The sequence below is a fragment of the Nocardia sp. NPDC004654 genome (assembly GCF_040609595.1).
Classification (GTDB): Bacteria; Actinomycetota; Actinomycetes; order Mycobacteriales; family Mycobacteriaceae; genus Nocardia.
Window position 1 is genome coordinate 1243308 of the sequence record NZ_JBEXKI010000001.1, and the last position, 18130, is coordinate 1261437.

The following is an 18130-nucleotide window of genomic DNA, read 5'->3' on the forward strand; positions in this document are numbered from 1 at the left end:
CTTCCGGTGGCACCCATGCCGTCTCTTTGTGCTGCCCAAAAGCGCTCGGCCAGCAGTTGTTTCGCTATCGAGGAGGCTCTGGTGCACGGTACGGAGTTGGGTGGGTTCAGCGCGCGGCCGAACGGGAACGCGGCGAGCCATGCACCGTCCCCCACGCCGTTTTCGCTGGCTCCCGCACAGCTGGGCCTCTGGTACGCGCAGCTGCTCGAGCCCGAGATCCCGATCAACGTCGCGCAATACGTCGATGTGCGCGGTGAGCTGGACGCGGCTCTGCTGCAAGAGGTTTCGCGCGAGGCGGCACTCGACTACGGATCTACGCTGGTGCGGCTCGGCGAGGACGGCGGCACGCCGTACCAGTGTGTCGATCCCGAATTGGCCATCGAGATCCCGCTGATCGACTTCCGCTCACACGCGGATCCGATCGCCGCCGCGACGGAATGGATGCGCGCCGACGCCTGCGCCCCGGTGGATCTCGTGCGAGACCGCCTGTTCGCGGGCGCGGTACTGCGGGTCGCCGACCAGCGCTACTTCTGGTACCTGCGCGCCCACCACATCGTGCTCGACGGCTACGGCGCGCTGACCAACACCATGCGGGTCGCCGAGCGCTACACCGCGCGGGTGCTCGGCACCGAGCCGGAAGCGATCCGGCCGGGCAGCTTGGAAGCGCTGGTCGAGGGCGAGATCGCCTACCGGGAGAGCGGGCGCTACCAAACCGATCGCGCACACTGGGCCGAACGAGTGGCCGGGCTGGACGGCGTGACGAGCCTGGACCCGCGCACCGCGCCGCGTGCGGCGACCAACCTCGTCGTCGGACGCGGCCTGCCCGACGAGCTGGTCGAGCGGATGAACGCCGTTGCCGAGAGCCAGGATTCGACGCTCGCGGTCGTGCTGCTCGCGGCCTTCGCCGGCTACCTCGGCCGCCTGACCGATCGCGACGACGTGGTGCTGAGTCTGCCGGTCACCGCGCGCACCACCGCCGCGATGCGGCGCTCGGCGGGCATGCTCTCCAATATCGTGCCGCTGCGGATGACGTTGGGCGCGGCCACCTGGGGTGACCTGCTGCGCGCCACCCGCGTCGAGGTCGCAAGTGCGCTGCGCCACCAGCGGTACCGGCACGAGGACATCCGCCGCGACGCCGAACACGACGGCCGCCCGGCCCGGCGCGCGCTGTTCGGGCCGCTGGCCAACATGATGCTGTTCCGTAGCGACCTCACGCTCGGCACCACGACCGGCCGGTACCACGTGCTCTCCACCGGGCCGGTGGAGGATCTGAGCCTGAACGTCTACTACGGCGAGCGCGACCGCGTGCACGTCGACTTCGAGGCGAACCCGAACCTCTACGCAGCCGACGATCTGGCCCGCCACCACGCGCGCTTCCTCCAGTACCTGGAGCGCTTGGTGGCCACGGACCTGGAAACGCCGATATCCGCGATCGACGTGACGACCGAGCTGGAAATCGAGGTGAGCACCAGGATTTGGAACGCCACCGGCTGCGACGTCGACGCGCTGCTCGCCGCCCGCGCCCCCGGTGCGCATTCGCCCGCGACGCTGGTGTCGATGTTCGAGGCGCAGGTCGCCCGCACCCCGGACGCGGTCGCGCTTCGTTTCGCGGGCGCTGAAGAAGCCACTCTGACCTACCGCGAGCTGGCCGCCCGGGTGAACCGGCTGGCCAGGTATCTCATCGAGCGCGGTGTCGGGCCGGAGAGCCTGGTCGCGCTGCACCTGCACCGGTCGCCGGAGCTCGTCGTCGCCATGTACGCGGTGCTCACCGCGGGTGCGGCCTACGTGCCGCTGGACCCGGACCATCCGGCCGAGCGCACCGCGCACATCCTCGCCACCGCCCGCCCCGTCTGTGTCCTCGGCGCCGAGGACCTGGAGCTCTGCGCGCGGACGGTGCGGCTGGATCACCTGGATCTCTCCGAATACCAGGACGGTCCGGTGTGGGAGCGCGAACGGATCGCGGCGCTGCGACAGGACCACCCCGCTTATGTGATCTTCACCTCGGGCTCCACCGGCAAGCCCAAGGGCGTGCTGGTGACCCACGGCGCCATCGTGAACCGGCTGGTGTGGATGCAGGAGACCTACCGGCTGACACCCGCCGACGTGGTGTTGCAGAAGACGCCCGCCACTTTCGACGTGTCGGTGTGGGAGTTCTTCTGGCCCTTGCAGATCGGCGCCGAACTGGTGCTCGCGCAGCCGGACGGACACCGCGACCCGGCCTACCTGCGCAAGGTCATTGCCGAATATCACGTCAGCGTCGCGCATTTCGTGCCGTCGATGCTGGAAGTGTTTCTGGCGCACCAGGACATCGCGCGCGAGTCGACCCTGCGAGCGGTGTTCGCGTCCGGCGAGGCTTTGCCCGCGTCGCTGGCGCAGCGACTGCGGGTGCTGACCGGCGCCCGGCTGCACAACCTGTACGGTCCCACCGAAGCCGCGGTGGACGTCACCTTTCACGAGGTGACCGATACCGATACCCTCTCGGTGCCGATCGGCGCGCCGGTGTTCAACACCCGGCTCTATGTGCTCGACTCGCGGCTGCGGCCGGTTCCGGTCGGGGCTCCGGGTGAGCTGTATCTGTCGGGGGTACAGCTCGCCCGGGGTTACGTGGCCAGGACCGGCCTGACGGCCGAACGTTTCCTCGCCGACCCGTTCGCCGGTCCGGACGGCCCCGCCGCGCCGGGCGACCGGATGTATCGCACCGGCGACCTGGTCAGATGGATACCCGCATCGCGAAGCGATTCGATGGGGGGTGGTGGCCGGGCGACGGGTGGGCCTACCAACGGCGAGCTGGAATACCTCGGCCGCACTGATTTCCAGGTGAAGCTGCGCGGCCTGCGGATCGAGCTCGGCGAGATCGAGGCGGTGCTCGGCACGGTCGACTCGGTGGTACGCGCGGTCGTCGTGGTGCGCGACGACGCGGGCGCGGGCGAGCAGCTGGTTGCCTACGCGGTCGAGTCCGAGCCGGACACAGTGCGTCCCGAGCAGCTGCGGGCCGCGGCGACCGCGGCGCTGCCCGGCTATATGGTGCCCGCGGCCTACGTGGTGCTCGATGCCCTGCCGGTCAACGCCTCGGGCAAATTGGATCGCGGTGCGCTGCCCGCGCCGCAGCGTCGCACCGGTGAATACCGCGCGCCGGTCACGCCGGTCGAGCAGGCGGTCGCCCGCGTGTTCGGCGAGGTGCTCGGCCGCGAATCGGTCGGCCGCGACGACGACTTCTTCGCACTCGGCGGCAACAGTCTGGTGGCCACGCAGGTGGCCGCCCGGCTGGCCGCCGACTTGGGCTGCCCGCTCGGGGTTCGCGAGTTGTTCACCGCCACCACGGTGACCGATCTCGCCGAACTGATCGAGCGGGCGGGCGGAACCGGCGGCGCGTCCGCGCCCCGCCTGCTGCGGGTGGTGCCGCGGCCGCCGCTGGTTCCGCTTTCTCTCGCGCAGCAACGGATCTGGTTCCTGAACCGATTCGAACGCTCCGCCGACTACAACATGCCGTTCGTGGTGCGGTTGCGCGGCGACGTGGACGTGACCGCGCTGCGGCTGGCGGTCGCCGACGTGGTGGCGCGGCACGAGGTGCTGCGCACCGTCTTCCCCGCCGTGCTCGACGAGACCGGCGTCCCGGCCCAGCAGATCGTGCTGCACGACGACGAGGTCACCGTGCTCGCGGCGGCCGAGCCGATCGGCGCGGACGAGCTGGACGCGGTACTCGCCGGTTTCGCCGCCACCGGATTCGACCTGGAGCGGGAGATCCCGCTGCGCGCCCGGTTGTTCGCCGTGGACGCCGACGGCTACGCGCTGGCCCTCGTGTTGCACCACATCGCCGCGGACGGACTTTCGCTGCGCGTGCTGGCCCGCGACGTGGCGACGGCGTACCGGGCCCGTCGGACCGGCGCCGCGCCGGACTGGGCGCCGCTCGCGGTGCAGTACGCGGACTACGGTCTGTGGCAGCGAAAGTCGCTCGGCGCGGCGTCGGACCCGGACACGCCGCTGGCCCGTCAGCTGGCCTACTGGACCGAGGCGCTGGCCGAAGCCCCCGATCTGCTGGAGCTGCCCACCGACCGCCCGCGTCCCGCGTTCGCCACCGGACGTGGCGCGGTGTACCGCTTCGAGGTGCCCGCCGCGATCGCCGAGCGCGTCACCGCGACGGCACGCGCCAACGGCCTTTCCGACTTCATGGTTCTGCACGCCGCGCTCGCGGTATTGCTCGCCCGGTTGTCGGGGAGCGCGGACATCGTGATCGGCACCCCGGTGGCCGGGCGCGGTGAACGTGAACTCGACGACCTGATCGGCATGTTCGTCAACACGCTCGTGCTGCGGACCCGGGTCGACGCCGCGGCGACCGGCGTGGAGTTGCTCGCCGCGGTGCGCGCGGCCGACCTCGCCGCATTCGGTCACGCGCAGGTTCCGTTCGAGCAACTGGTCGAGGCGCTGAATCCGCCGCGCTCCCAGGCCAGGCATCCGCTCTTCCAAGTGCTGCTCTCGGTCGACAATGCCGCCGACATCGAGTTCGCGCTCCCCGGAATGTCGGTGCGCACCGGTACTCTGGACACCGGGGTGACCAAGTTCGATCTCCAGCTCACGGTCACCGCAGGCTTCGCCGGTGCCGGACTCGGGGAAGGTTCGGCACCGGCGGGGGTTCCGGCCGAATTCACCTACGCCACAGATCTGTTCGACGAGGCGAGCGTCGCCGATTTCGCGCGGTGGTACCTGCGCGTGCTGGAAGGGCTGACCGGCGATCCGGAGACGGCGGTCGGTGATCTGCCGCTGCTGGATACCGCGGAATTGCGCTGGGCTATCGAGCTGGGGACGGCTCCGGGGGCGAATTCGGCGGCGGTGCTGGACTTCCCGGGTGAGCTGGGCTCGTCGGCGGTCCTGGGTTCCGCGCCCGCGACGCGCACCGCGGGGGAAACGGTGCTCGCGGCGTTCGAAGCGCAGGTCAGCCGCACTCCGGACGCCGTCGCCGTGATCGACGGTCACCGCACGCTGACCTACGCGGAATTCGCGGCCCGGGCGCATCGGCTGGCCCGGCACCTCATCGACGCCGGGGTAGGCCCCGAGACGCTGGTCGTGCTCGGCATGCGGCGCAGCGCCGACTTCGTGATCGCCGCCTACGCGGTGCTGACCGCCGGCGGCGGGTACGTCCCGGTCGACCCGGATCAACCGGCGGCTCGGATCGCCCACGTGCTGGCCGCCGCCCGTCCGGCGTGCGTGTTGACCCGGTCCGCCGACGACTGGGCGTCGGAAGAAGTCCCGGTCGTCGAAGTGGACACACTCGACCTCACGGAGTACCCGGCCGCCCCGGTCCTCGACGGCGAACGCCAGCGCCCGCTGCGCGCCGCCAACACCGCCTACGTGATCTTCACCTCCGGCTCCACCGGGCGCCCGAAAGGCGTCGCGGTGCAGCACGGCTCGATGGCGAATCAGATCTGCTGGATCGTCGGCGAATACGGTGTCGGCCCCGCCGATGTGGTGCTGTTCAAGACACCTGCGACCTTCGACGTCTCGGTCTGGGAACTGTTCGCGCCGTTGACGAGCGGCGCGCGACTGGTGGTCGCGGCGCACGACGGGCACCGCGACAGCGCCTACCTCGCGTCGACCATCGCCGCGCACGGCGTCACGATGACCTCCTTCGTCCCCTCGATGCTCACGGTGTTCGCCGCGGCCGCGCCCGCCGCCTCGCTCGCCAGCCTGCGCACCGTCCTCGTCGCGGGCGAGGCGATGACCGGTGAGGCCGCCGCGTCCTTCGCCGCCGTCAGCCGCGCCGAACTGCACAACCTCTACGGGCCGACCGAATTCACCGTGCATGCCACGCACGCACCGGTCACCGCGACGGCGGGTCCGACCCCGATCGGGCGGCCGGTGCGCGCCAGCCAAGTGCTCGTGCTGGACGGCCGGCTGCGACCGGTGCCGGAAACCGTTGTCGGCGAGCTGTATCTGTCGGGGATACAGGTCGCGCGCGGCTACCACGGCCGCGCCGAGCTGAGCGCCGAACGGTTCGTCGCCAATCCGTACGGACCCGCGGGCGCGCGCATGTATCGCACCGGCGATCTGGTGCGGCGCAACCGGGATGGACAGCTGGAATACCTGGGGCGCAGCGATTTCCAGGTGAAGCTGCGTGGCCAGCGCATCGAGCTCGGCGAGATCGAGGCCGCCCTGCTCGCCGCCGCCGATGTGCGCGCCGCCGCGGTGCGGGTCTTCGCCCATCCGGCCGGTGAGCTGCTGGTGGCGTACGTGGTGACCGACCTCCCGAAGGACGAGGTGGCCGCGGTACTGACGAGCAGGCTGCGCGCGGCGCTGCCGTCCTACATGGTGCCGACGGCTTACGTCGCTCTGACGGCCATGCCGCTGACCACCTCGGGCAAGCTGGATCGCAACGCGTTGCCCGATCCGGTTCTGGCGGCCAAGGAGTTTCGCGCTCCCGGCACCCCGGCCGAACGGACGGTGGCCGAGGTGTTCGCCGAAGTGCTCGAGCTCGACCGCGTCGGCCTGGACGACGACTTCTTCGCGGTGGGCGGAAACTCGTTGGTGGCCACCCGAATCGCCGCGCGGCTCGCGGCACGGGCCGAAGTCGACGTGCCGGTCCGGCTGCTCTTCGAACATCCCACCGTGGCCGCGCTGGCCGCCGCGCTCGCCGACGCGCGGACCACACGCACCCGTTTTCCGCTGGTCGCCGCCGAGCGCCCCGACTTCGTGCCGCTGTCCTACGCGCAGCAGCGGATGTGGTTCCTGAACCAGTTCGACGCGGCGTCCACGGCGAACAACCTGACCGCCGCGGTGCGCCTCACCGGCCCGCTGGACCGGGCGGCGCTCGCCGCCGCCTTCAGCGATGTCGTCGCCAGGCACGAGGCGTTGCGCACCAGGTACCCGGCCGTCGACGGCATCGCACGGCAAGAGGTACTGCCCGCCGACCGAGGCCCCGTCTTGGCGGTCGACGACGAAGCCGGTGATCTGCTCGAACGGGTACGCGACCTCGCCGCAACACCTTTCGTCGTGACCCAAGCGCCGCCGGTGCGACTGACGCTGCTGCGCTGCGCCGACGATCTGTGGCGCACCGGCCCTGGCGGAGGTCATCGTGATGCCCGCGCCGCCGTGGTGCACGACGAACACGTGCTGGTCGTCGCCCTGCACCACATCACGGCGGACGGCTGGTCCATCGCGCCCTTCACGCGGGACCTGTTGCGCGCCTACGCCGCCCGCCGCGACGGCGCCGCGCCGGACTGGTCGCCCCTCCCGGTGCAGTACGCCGACTACACGCTGTGGCAGCGCCGAACCCTGGGCTCGGCGGACGATCCCGGCTCGCTGCTGGCCGAGCAACTGCGCTTCTGGTCCGCCGAACTGGCCGACCTGCCCGATCTGCTCGCCCTGCCCGCCGATCGGCCGCGCCCCGCAGCCGCTTCGGGGCGCGGCGCGCGCTACGCCTTCCGCATCCCCGCCGCGACCCACAGCCGCCTGCGCGAGATCGCCGAGTCCGCGAACGCCTCGCTGTTCATGGTGCTGCACGCGGCCTTCGCCGCCACGCTGGCGAAGCTCTCCGGCCAGCACGACATCGCGCTCGGCACCCCGGTGGCGGGCCGCGGTGACCAGGCGCTCGACGAGCTGGTCGGCATGTTCGTCAACACCCTGGTGCTGCGCGCCGACGTGCGCCCCGACCGCACCTTCGCCGAACTGGTCGCGGCCGTGCGCGACGGCGACCTGCGCGCGTTCGCGAACGCCGACGTGCCGTTCGAGCGGCTGGTCGAGGCGCTCGAACCCGAGCGGTCGGCGGCAAGGCACCCGCTGTTCCAGGTGATGCTGGACTTTCAGAACACCGCGAGCGCCGCCGTCGAGCTGGCGGGGTTGCGCGTCGATCGGCTCGACATCGACACGCGCACAGCCAAATTCGATCTCCAGCTGACCCTCGCCGAGACGGCCGACGGCCTCGACGCCGCCTTCGAGTACGCGACCGACCTGTTCGACGCCGACACCGTCGCCGCGTTCGCGGCCCGGTTGCAGCGCGTGCTCGACGCGGTCTGCGCCGACCCAGGGGTGCTCGTCGGCGACATCGACACGCTCTCGGCCGGTGAGCGCACGCGACTGCTCGGCTCCTGGAACGCCACCGCGCGCGCCCTCGACCCCGCCGCGACGCTGGTGTCGCTGTTCGAGGCGCAGGTCGGACGCACGCCGGACGCGGTCGCGGTGAGCTTCGATGGCGAGTCGCTGGCCCACCTGGCGCCCGACCATCACCTCTCGTCGAGACGCGACGCGACGCTTGCCCATCCGTCGCCCGACCACCTCTCACCGAGTCGCGACGCGACGCTGACCTATTCCGAGTTCGCGGCTCGGGTCAACCGCCTGGCCCGGCTGCTGGTGTCCATCGGCGTCGGCCCCGAGAGCACCGTGGCGATCGGCATGCGCCGCTCGGTGGACCTGGTCGTCGCCATGTACGCGGTGCTGACCGCGGGCGGCGCCTACGTCCCGGTGGACCCGGACCATCCGGCCGAGCGCATCGAGCACGTGCTGCGCGGGGCGCGGCCGGTGTGTGTGCTCAGCCGCACGGGCGACGGCCTGGATCTCACGCCTTCCGACCGCGATTCGCGGGTGTGGGCGGTGCTGGACGTCGACCAGTTCGACACCACCGACTACTCCGACGCCCCGCTGACCGACGCTGACCGGCTCGGTGCGCTCGTCCCGGGCAACGCGGCCTACGTCCTGTTCACCTCGGGGTCGACCGGCGAGCCCAAGGGCGTCGCAGTGTCGCACGCGGCGATCGTCAACCGGCTGCTGTGGATGCAGGCCGAGTACGAACTCACGGCCGAGGATGTCGTCCTCCAGAAGACGCCCGCGACGTTCGACGTCTCCGTGTGGGAGTTCTTCTGGCCGTTGCAGGTCGGCGCGAAGCTGGCCGTGGCGCGCCCGGACGGCCACCGCGACCCGCGCTACCTGGCCGAACTCATCGGCCGGGAACGGGTGTCGGTGACGCACTTCGTGCCGTCGATGCTCGCGGTGTTCGTCGCGGAACCGGAAGCGGCGCGGTGTGATTCGCTACGCATGGTGTTCGCCTCCGGCGAGGCGCTGACGCCGGGCCCCGCGCAGCAGCTGCGCACGCTGACCGGCGCTCGGCTGCACAATCTGTACGGGCCGACCGAAGCGGCCGTGGACGTCACCTACCACGAAGTCTCCGACGCCGACATCGACAGCGTGCCGATCGGCGTTCCGGTAGCCAATACCCGCGTGTACGTGCTGGATTCGCGCCTGCGTCCGGTACCGGTCGGCGTGCCGGGCGAGCTGTACCTCGCGGGCGCGCAGCTGGCGCGCGGGTACGTCCGGCGGCCAGGCCTGACCGCGGACCGGTTCGTGGCCAACCCGTTCGCCTCCGCCGAGCGCATGTACCGCACCGGCGATCTCGTGCGATGGATTCCTGCGCGAAGCGATTCGACGGGGAGCGGTAGAACGGGTGGACCCGAGCGCGGTGAGCTGGAGTACCTGGGCCGCACCGATTTCCAGGTCAAGCTGCGCGGTCTGCGCATCGAGCTCGGCGAGATCGAGGCCGCGCTGACCGCGCTGCCGGAGATCGACCAAGCCGTGGTAGTGGTGCGCGACGATTCCCAGCTCGTCGCATACCTGATAGGCACGCCCGCCATCGACGCCGACTCGCTGAAAGCGGCATTGGCGCAGCGCATTCCGGCATACATGGTGCCCTCGGCGTTCGTGTCGATGGACGAGTTCCCGCTCAACGCCTCCGGCAAGCTCGACCGCAAGGCGCTGCCAGCGCCGGTGTTCGAGGCGGCGGCGTTCCGCGCGCCGGTGACGCCCGCGCAGCAGATCGTCGCGCGCGTCTTCGCCGATGTGCTCGGCGCGCCGCGAGTCGGACTCGACGACGACTTCTTCGTGCTCGGCGGCAATTCGCTCACCGCGACCCGGGTGGTGGCCCGGCTCGGCGCCGCGCTGGACACCCAGCTGCCGGTCCGGCTGCTCTTCGACGCGCCCACCGTGCATGCCCTGGCGACGCGGGCGGAGGCGCTGCGCGGTCGCGGCGGGCGTCCCGCGATCACCACGCGCCCGCGGCCGGAGCGGTTGCCGCTCTCGCCTGCGCAACAGCGGGTCTGGTTCCTGAACCGCTTTCTCGCCGACGCCGACGGGCCGGGCGACGCGGTGAGCAACATCCCGGTCGCGCTCCGGCTCGGCGGTGACCTCGATGCCGAGGCGCTCACCGCGGCGCTGGGCGATGTCGTCGAACGGCACGAGGCGCTGCGCACCGTGTATCCGGCCGGACCGGACGGCGCCGAGCAGGTGATTCTGCCGCGCCGCACGCCCGTACTGCGCCGCGAAGCGGTGGCGGAGTCGGCACTGGTCGAGCGCCTCGCCGCGTGCGCCGCGGTCACTTTCGATCTCACCGAAGAGACGCCCTTGCGCGCTCACCTGTTCGCGCTGACCGGAACCGGAACGGCCGAGCATGTGCTGCTGCTCGTGCTGCACCACATCTCGGCCGACGGATTCTCGCTCGGCCCGCTGGCCGCCGACCTGATGACCGCCTACGCCGCCCGCCGTGACGGCAGCGCGCCGCAGTGGGCTCCGCTGCCCGTGCAGTATGCGGACTACACCCTGTGGCAGTCCGAAATCCTCGGCGACGCCGACGATCCCGAGTCGCGCGCGCATCGCCAGCTGGAGTTCTGGCGGCGCGCCCTCGACGACCTGCCCGATCAGCTGGAGCTGCCCGCCGACCGCAAACGTCCGGCCGTGTCCACCCACCGCGGCGCGACGCACCGGCTGCGCATCGATTCCGACCTGCACAGCGAACTGCGCGAGCTGGCACGCAAGCGGGAGACGACGCTGTTCAGCACCGTGCACGCGGCGCTCGCGGTGTTGCTCGCCCGGCTGTCGGGCAACGCGGACGTCGCCATCGGCACCCCGGTCGCCGGGCGCGGCGAGGCCGAACTCGACGGCTTGGTCGGCATGTTCGTCAACACCCTGGTGCTGCGCAGCCGCATCGATCCGCGCGCGCGGTTCGAGACCGTCCTCGACGAGGTCAGGGCGCGCGATCTGGAGGCGCTCGCGCACGCCGACCTGCCCTTCGAGCGGCTGGTCGAACTGGTCGCCCCGAAGCGCGCGCGCAACCGCCACCCGCTGTTCCAGGTGGCGCTCACCATGCAGAACTTCACCGTGCCCGTGCTGGAGCTCGCCGGACTCCGGGTGCGTCCGGTCGAGCTGGACGCGGTCGCGGCCGAGTTCGACCTCCAGTTCACCGTGCTCGCCGCCGACGACGCGGACGGCCGCGCCGACGGCATCGACATCGAGATCACCTACGCCACCGATCTTTTCGACCACGAGACGATCGCGGTGCTGGCCCGCCGTTTCACCCAGGTGCTCGCCGCGGTCGCTGCGGACGCGACGGTGGTGGTCGGCGACATCCAGCTGCTCTCCGCGGAGGAGCAGCGGCGGGCACTGGTCGAGTGGGCTTGCACCGGAGCCGATCTGGCGGCCACCGACGAGACGCTGGTGGACCGCTTCCGCCGCGCCGCCGCGCTCGACCCGGCGGCAGTCGCGGTGCGCGCGGGCGAGGACGTGCTGACCTACGGCGAGCTGTCCGCCAAGGCGAATCGGCTGGCTCGTCGGCTGATCGCCGCGGGTGTCGGACCGGAAACCTCGGTGGCGGTGGCGCTTCCGCGTTCGGTCGAGCTGGTCGTCGCGTTGCTGGCCGTCCTGGAGGCGGGCGGCGCTTACCTGCCGATCGACCCCGACTATCCGGCCGACCGCATCGAGTACATGATCGACGACGCGCGCCCGATCTGCGCGGTCGGCTCCGCGGCGACGGGCAGGCCGCGCGACTGGTTCGGCGGCCCGGTGCTGGACGTGCACGCCGACCTCGAGTCGGTGAGCGCCGAGCCGCTGACCGACGCCGACCGCCGCGCGCCGCTGCACCCGGCGCAGACCGCCTACGTCATCTACACCTCCGGGTCCACCGGCCGCCCCAAGGGCGTCGTCGTCCCGCACCGGAATGTGCTGCGGCTGCTGGACAACACCCGGCGTCACTTCGAGTTCGGGCCGTCGGACGTGTGGACGATGTTCCACTCCTATGCCTTCGACTTCTCGGTGTGGGAGCTGTGGGGCGCGCTGCTGCACGGCGGTGAACTCGTGGTGGTGGACTACTTCACCTCGCGCTCGCCGGAGCAGTTCCGTCGCCTGCTCGTCGAGCGCGGGGTGACGGTGCTGAACCAGACGCCGTCGGCCTTCTACCAGCTCATCGCCGCCGACGCCGCGGCCGTGCCCGCCGAATTCGCCTTGCGGCATGTCGTTTTCGGCGGCGAGGCGCTGGAGCCGCAGCGGCTGGCCGGATGGTTCGCGCGGTATCCCGACGGGCCGCGCCTGGTGAACATGTACGGCATCACCGAGACCACGGTGCACGTGTCGTATCGTCCGATCGAGCCGGGCGCGGGCTCGGCCAGCGTCATCGGCGGCGCGATTCCCGGCCTCGCGGTGCGGGTGCTCGACGCGCGGCTGCGGCCGGTCCCGGTGGGCGTGCCCGGCGAGATCTACGTCTCCGGCGGCCAGCTCGCCCGCGGCTATCTCGGTAGGCCGGCGCTTACCGCGAGCCGCTTCGTCGCCGACCCCTACGCAGCGGACGGCTCGCTCGCCTACCGCTCCGGCGATCTGGCGCGCTGGACCCCCGACGGCGACCTGGAATACCTCGGCCGCGCCGACCAGCAGGTGAACCTGCGCGGGTTCCGCATCGAGCTCGGTGAGATCGAGGCGGCCGTGCTGGATACGGGCGCGGTCCGCGAGGCCGCGGTGGTGGTGCGCACCGATCTGGTGGACGAGGCGCGCATCGTCGCCTACGTCGTGGCCGACGGCTCGGTGGACGCGGCCGCGCTACGCGGAGAACTGGTGCGGACGTTGCCCGAGCACATGGTGCCCGCTGCGATCGTCGCGCTGGAGCGAATCCCGTTGACCGTCAACGGCAAACTCGATCGTGCCGCGCTGCCCGCACCGGTCTTCGCGTCGACGGCCTACCGCAAGCCGGGCACGGCCGTCGAGGAGATCGTGGCCGGGGTGTACGCCGACGTGCTCGGTCTGGCCGCCGACGCGCGCCAGGTCGGCGCCGACGACGACTTCTTCGCGCTGGGCGGCAGCTCCCTGCTCGCCGCCAAGGCCGCCGCCCGGATCGGCGCGGCGCTGGGCAAACCGGTCGGCGTGCGCGCGCTGTTCGAGGCGCCGCGGGTCGCCGAACTCGCCGCGACCGTGAGCGCGGGCGAGGCCGGAACCGCGCGGCCGCCGCTGGTGGCCGGTGCGCGTCCGGATACGCTGCCGCTCTCGCCCGCGCAGCGGCGGATGTGGTTCCTGAACCGCTTCGACGGCGCGTCCGTCGCCTACAACATCCCGCTGACGCTGCGGCTGACCGGCGATGTGAACGTCGCGGCGCTCCAGTCGGCGCTGGCCGACGTCATCGGCAGGCACGAAGCGCTGCGCACCACCTACCCGGAGCTGGACGGCCTGCCGACGCAGCGCATTCTGCCCGCGACGCAGGCAGTTCCGGCGCTGTATTCCGTCGACGTGTCCGAAGCCGCACTGCCGGAGCGCGTTCGGGAGCTGGCGAGCACGGCCTTCGATGTCACCGCCGAGATCCCCTTGCGCATGAGGTTGTTCCGGATCGGATCCGCCGACTTCGTGCTGGCGGGCGTGCTGCACCACCTCGCCGCCGACGGATCTTCCGTCGCGCCGTTCGTGCGCGATCTGATGACGGCCTACACCGCGCGCTTGGACGACCGCGCGCCGTGCTGGTCGCCGCTGGCGGTGCAATACGCCGACTACGCGCTCTGGCAGCGGGAACTGCTCGGCGCGGAGGACGACCCCGACTCCCGCGCCGCTGAGCAGATCGCCTACTGGACCGAGGCGTTGGCCGGACTGCCCGATCAGCTCACGCTGCCTACCGATCATCCGCGCCCGGCGCGGCAGAGTCTGCGCGGCGCGAAGACGACCCGGCCGGTGTCGCCGCGGCTGCACGAGCAGCTGATCGGCCTCGGACGCGCGCACGGTGCGACGCTGTTCATGGTCGTGCACGCCGCGTTCGCCGCGCTGCTCGCCCGGTTGTCCGGCACCGGCGACATCGCCGTCGGCACCCCGATCGCCGGGCGCGGTGCGGCCGAACTCGACGACGTGATCGGCATGTTCGTCAACACCCTGGTACTGCGCACGCGCGTCGAAGGCGGGCAGACCTTCGCCGAGCTGCTCGGGCAGGCCCGAGGCGCCGACATCGCCGCCTTCTCGCACGCCGACGTGCCGTTCGAGCGACTTGTCGAGGTGCTCGAGCCGCGGCGCTCCACCGCGCGGCACCCGCTGTTCCAGGTCGGCTACTCGTTCCAGAACCACGAGCGCGGCGAGCTGCGGCTGCCCGGCCTCACGGTGCATGAGCTCGAATTCGACAACGAGGTCGCGCAATTCGACCTGCACCTGTTCGCCGTCGACCGATACGCCGCCGACGGCACGCCGGAGGGCATCGAGCTGACGCTCGGCTACGCGACAGATCTGTTCGAGTCCGCGACCGCCGAACGGGTGATCGGCCGACTGGTGGATGTGCTGGAATGCGTTGTCGCACAGCCCGCCACACTGGTCGGAGAGCTGGATATGCTCGGCGAGGAGCGTGCCCGCGTACTGGGGGAGTGGAACGCCACAGCCCATCCGGTCGAGCCGGTGACTCTCGCCGATCTGGTGGATGGGCAGGCAGCACGGACGCCGAACGCGCCCGCGCTGATCGACGCCGACACCGAAAAGACGCTGAGCTACGCCGAGTTCGATGCTCGCGTGAACCGGCTGGCACGGGCGTTGATCGGTCATGGCGTCGGCCCGGAGCGCACGGTGGTGCTGGCCATGCGCCGGTCCGTCGAGCTGGTGATCGCCATGTACGCGGTGGTGCGAGCCGGTGGCGCGTACGTGCCGGTCGATCCGGATCACCCGGCCGACCGCATCGCCTACATCGTCGACACCGCCGCGCCGGTTTGCGCGCTCACCACCGTGGCCGACGGCATGCCGATCGAGACCTCGGTGCGGGTGCTGGAGGTGGACTGGCTCGAGGCGGCGCACCGATCGGCGGCGCCCGTCACGGACGGCGAGCGGATTCGGCCGCTGCGCCCGGAACACCCGGCCTACGTCGTCTTCACCTCCGGCTCGACCGGGCGGCCGAAGGGCGTCACCGTTCCGCACGCGGCGATCGTCAACCAGTTGGTCTGGCTGCGTGAGCGTTTCGCGCTCGGCGCGACCGACCGGACACTGTTGAAGACCCCCGCGACCTTCGATCTCTCGGTGTGGGAGTTCTGGTCCCCGCTGGTCACCGGCGGCGCGCTGGTGGTGACCCGGCCCGGCGACGAGCGCGACCCGGACCGGTTGCGCGCGCTGATGGCGCGGCACGGCGTGACGGTGCTGTACGCGGTGCCGTCCCTGGTCGGCATGCTGCTCGCCGCGACGCCGGATGCCCCACTGCCCGCCGGGATGCGGCAGGTGTTCGCCATCGGCGAGGCGCTGGCGCCCGCTACCGCCGCTGAGTTTCTCGATAGAGCGGCAGGCACGCGGCTGCACAACCTCTACGGACCCACCGAGGCGGCGGTCTCGATCACCGCGCACGAGGTGGTCGCGCGGCCGAGCCGGACGGTGCCGATCGGCGCGCCCGCGTGGAACAGCCGGGTGTACGTGCTGGACGGCAGACTCCAGCCGGTCCCGGTCGGCGTCGCGGGCGAATTGTATTTGGCCGGAGTGCAATTGGCGCGCGGCTACCAGGGCAGGCCCGGGCTGACGGCGGACCGTTTCGTCGCGAACCCGTTTACCGAGGCGTCGCGGATGTACCGCACCGGCGATATCGTCCGGTGGCGCGCCGACGGCGAGCTCGAATACCTGGAGCGGGCCGATTTCCAGGTCAAGATCGGCGGTTTCCGCATCGAGCTCGGCGAGGTCGAGTCGGCGCTGCTGCGCCTGCCCGAGGTCCGGGCCGCGGTGGCGGTCGCCAAGACGGACGAGCGGGCGGGCGCGCGGCTGGTCGCGTACGTCGTACTGGGTGACGGGCACGCCGAATCCGCAGCGGACCTGCGCGCGACACTCGCGACGCGGCTGCCGACCTATATGGTGCCCGCCGCCATCGTCGTGCTGGATTCTCTGCCGCTCAACGCCAATGGCAAGGTCGATCGCGCGAAGTTGCCCGAGCCGGTGTTCGCCGAGGCGGCCTTCCGCGCACCGGCCACCGAACTGGAGCGATTGGTCGTCGCCACCTTCGGCGAGGTGATCGACGGTGCGCACGACCCTGAGGCCAGCCGGATCGGCGCCGACACCGACTTCTTCGCTCTCGGCGGCAATTCCCTGCTCGCGACGCGGCTCGCGGCCCGGCTCGGCGCCGAACTCGGCGTACGGGTGCCGGTCGCCGCGGTGTTCGAGGAGCCGACGGTGGCCGGGCTCGCCCTGCGGCTCGCCGAGCTGGACGACGCCGAAGCGCGACCCGCCCTCGTACGGCGCGACCACAGCCGCCCGGCCCGCCTCGCTCCGGCGCAGCAGCGCATGTGGGTGGTGAACCGGCTCGCTCCGGACTCCGCCGCGTACAACATCCCCGCCGCCATCCGGCTCACCGGCGCACTGAACCACGACGCGCTGACGGCGGCCGCGCGGGACGTCCTCGCGCGGCACGAGGCGCTGCGCACCCGCTATCCGGACCTGCCGGAAGGCCCGGTGCAGGACGTGTTGGACGCCGCCGCGGTGTCCTTCGACCTGACGCCGATTCCGGTACCGCCCACCGAGATCGACGCCTGCATCGCCGAATTCGTCGCCCTCGGTTTCGACGTGACCGTCGCACCTCCGGTCCGTGCCGCGCTCTTCGCACCGGCCGCCGACGAGCACGTCCTGGTCGTCGTGCTACACCACATCTGCGCGGACGGCTACTCCATCGCACCGCTGACCAGGGATCTGGTCCGCGCCTACGCCGAACGCGCGGCGGGCCGCGCGCCCTGCTGGACTCCGCTCGCGATCCAGTACGGCGACTACAGCGAATGGCAGCACGCTCTGCTCGGCGCAGCGGACGACCCCGATTCGTCGCACGCACGGCAACTCGACCACTGGACAACAGAATTGGCGGGGGCGCCCGAAGTCTTGGCGCTACCGACCGATCGTCCACGCCCGGCGCACCGCGATATGCACGGCGGGGCTGTCGATTTCGAGGTCGACGCCGAGTTGACGACCTCGCTCGAGCAGACCGCGCGTGAGCACGGCACCACGCTGTTCACCCTGATGCACGCCGCGCTCGCGGTGCTGCTGGCCAAACTGTCCGGCACGTCCGACATCACCATCGGCGCACCGGTGGCCGGGCGCGGCGCGGCCGAACTCGACGATCTGATCGGCATGTTCGTCAACACCGTCGCGTTGCGCACCGAGATCGACCCGCGCTCCCGCTTCGCCGATCTGCTCCGCCAAGCCAGGGATCGCGACCTGGCCGCGCTCTCGCACGCCGACGTGCCCTTCGATCAGGTGGTCGAAGCCATGGGCCGCACCAGATCCAGCGCCTACACGCCGCTGTTCCAGGTGATGTTCACCTTCCAGAACATGCCCACCGGCCGGGTCGAACTGCCGGGCCTCGCGGTCGAAGTCCTCGATCCCGCGCCGGACGAGGCGAAATTCGACCTACAGCTCACCGGCATCGAGCGCTTCGACGCCGACGGTGCGCGCACCGGTATGGGGCTCCGATTCGGCTATGCCACGGATATTTTCGATGCGGCGACTGTCGAGCGATATGCCGAACGACTGCTGCTGGTGCTCGCCGCGGTAGCGGCGGACCCGACCGTCGCGATCCGCGCCATCGACATCCGCACCGACGGCGAGCAGCACCCCTCGGCAGCGCCGACGGCAACGGTCGCCGACCTGCCCGAGCTGATCGCGTCGGCCGCCGCTGTCGCTCCAGGCGCGCTCGCCTTCAGCCACGGCGCGCACCGGGTGTCCTACGCCGACCTCGCCGCGAAGCTGACCACCGTGGCCAAGGCCATGGGCGCGGCGGCGACACCGGAAGTCCTCATCAACGTCTCGCTCGCCGGGCTGGTGCCCGGCGTACTCGCGGCGCTCGGCGGCGATGGCCTCGCCGCCGCGCTGCACCGCCTCCTCGCCGAGGCTCAGGCCGTGGTCTCCGAAAGGAATTAGC

At 71.5% G+C, this 18130-nt stretch carries 1 protein-coding gene; it reads left to right on the top strand.

What is annotated here, in order from left to right; translation table 11 throughout:
* The first annotated feature begins 81 nt into the window (after positions 1-81).
* The gene (locus tag ABZV58_RS05835; protein WP_354998972.1) at positions 82-18129 is read left to right on the top strand and encodes a non-ribosomal peptide synthase/polyketide synthase; all 18048 of its coding nucleotides are present in this window, start codon (positions 82-84) and stop codon (positions 18127-18129) included.
* Position 18130: the final 1 nt, after the last annotated feature.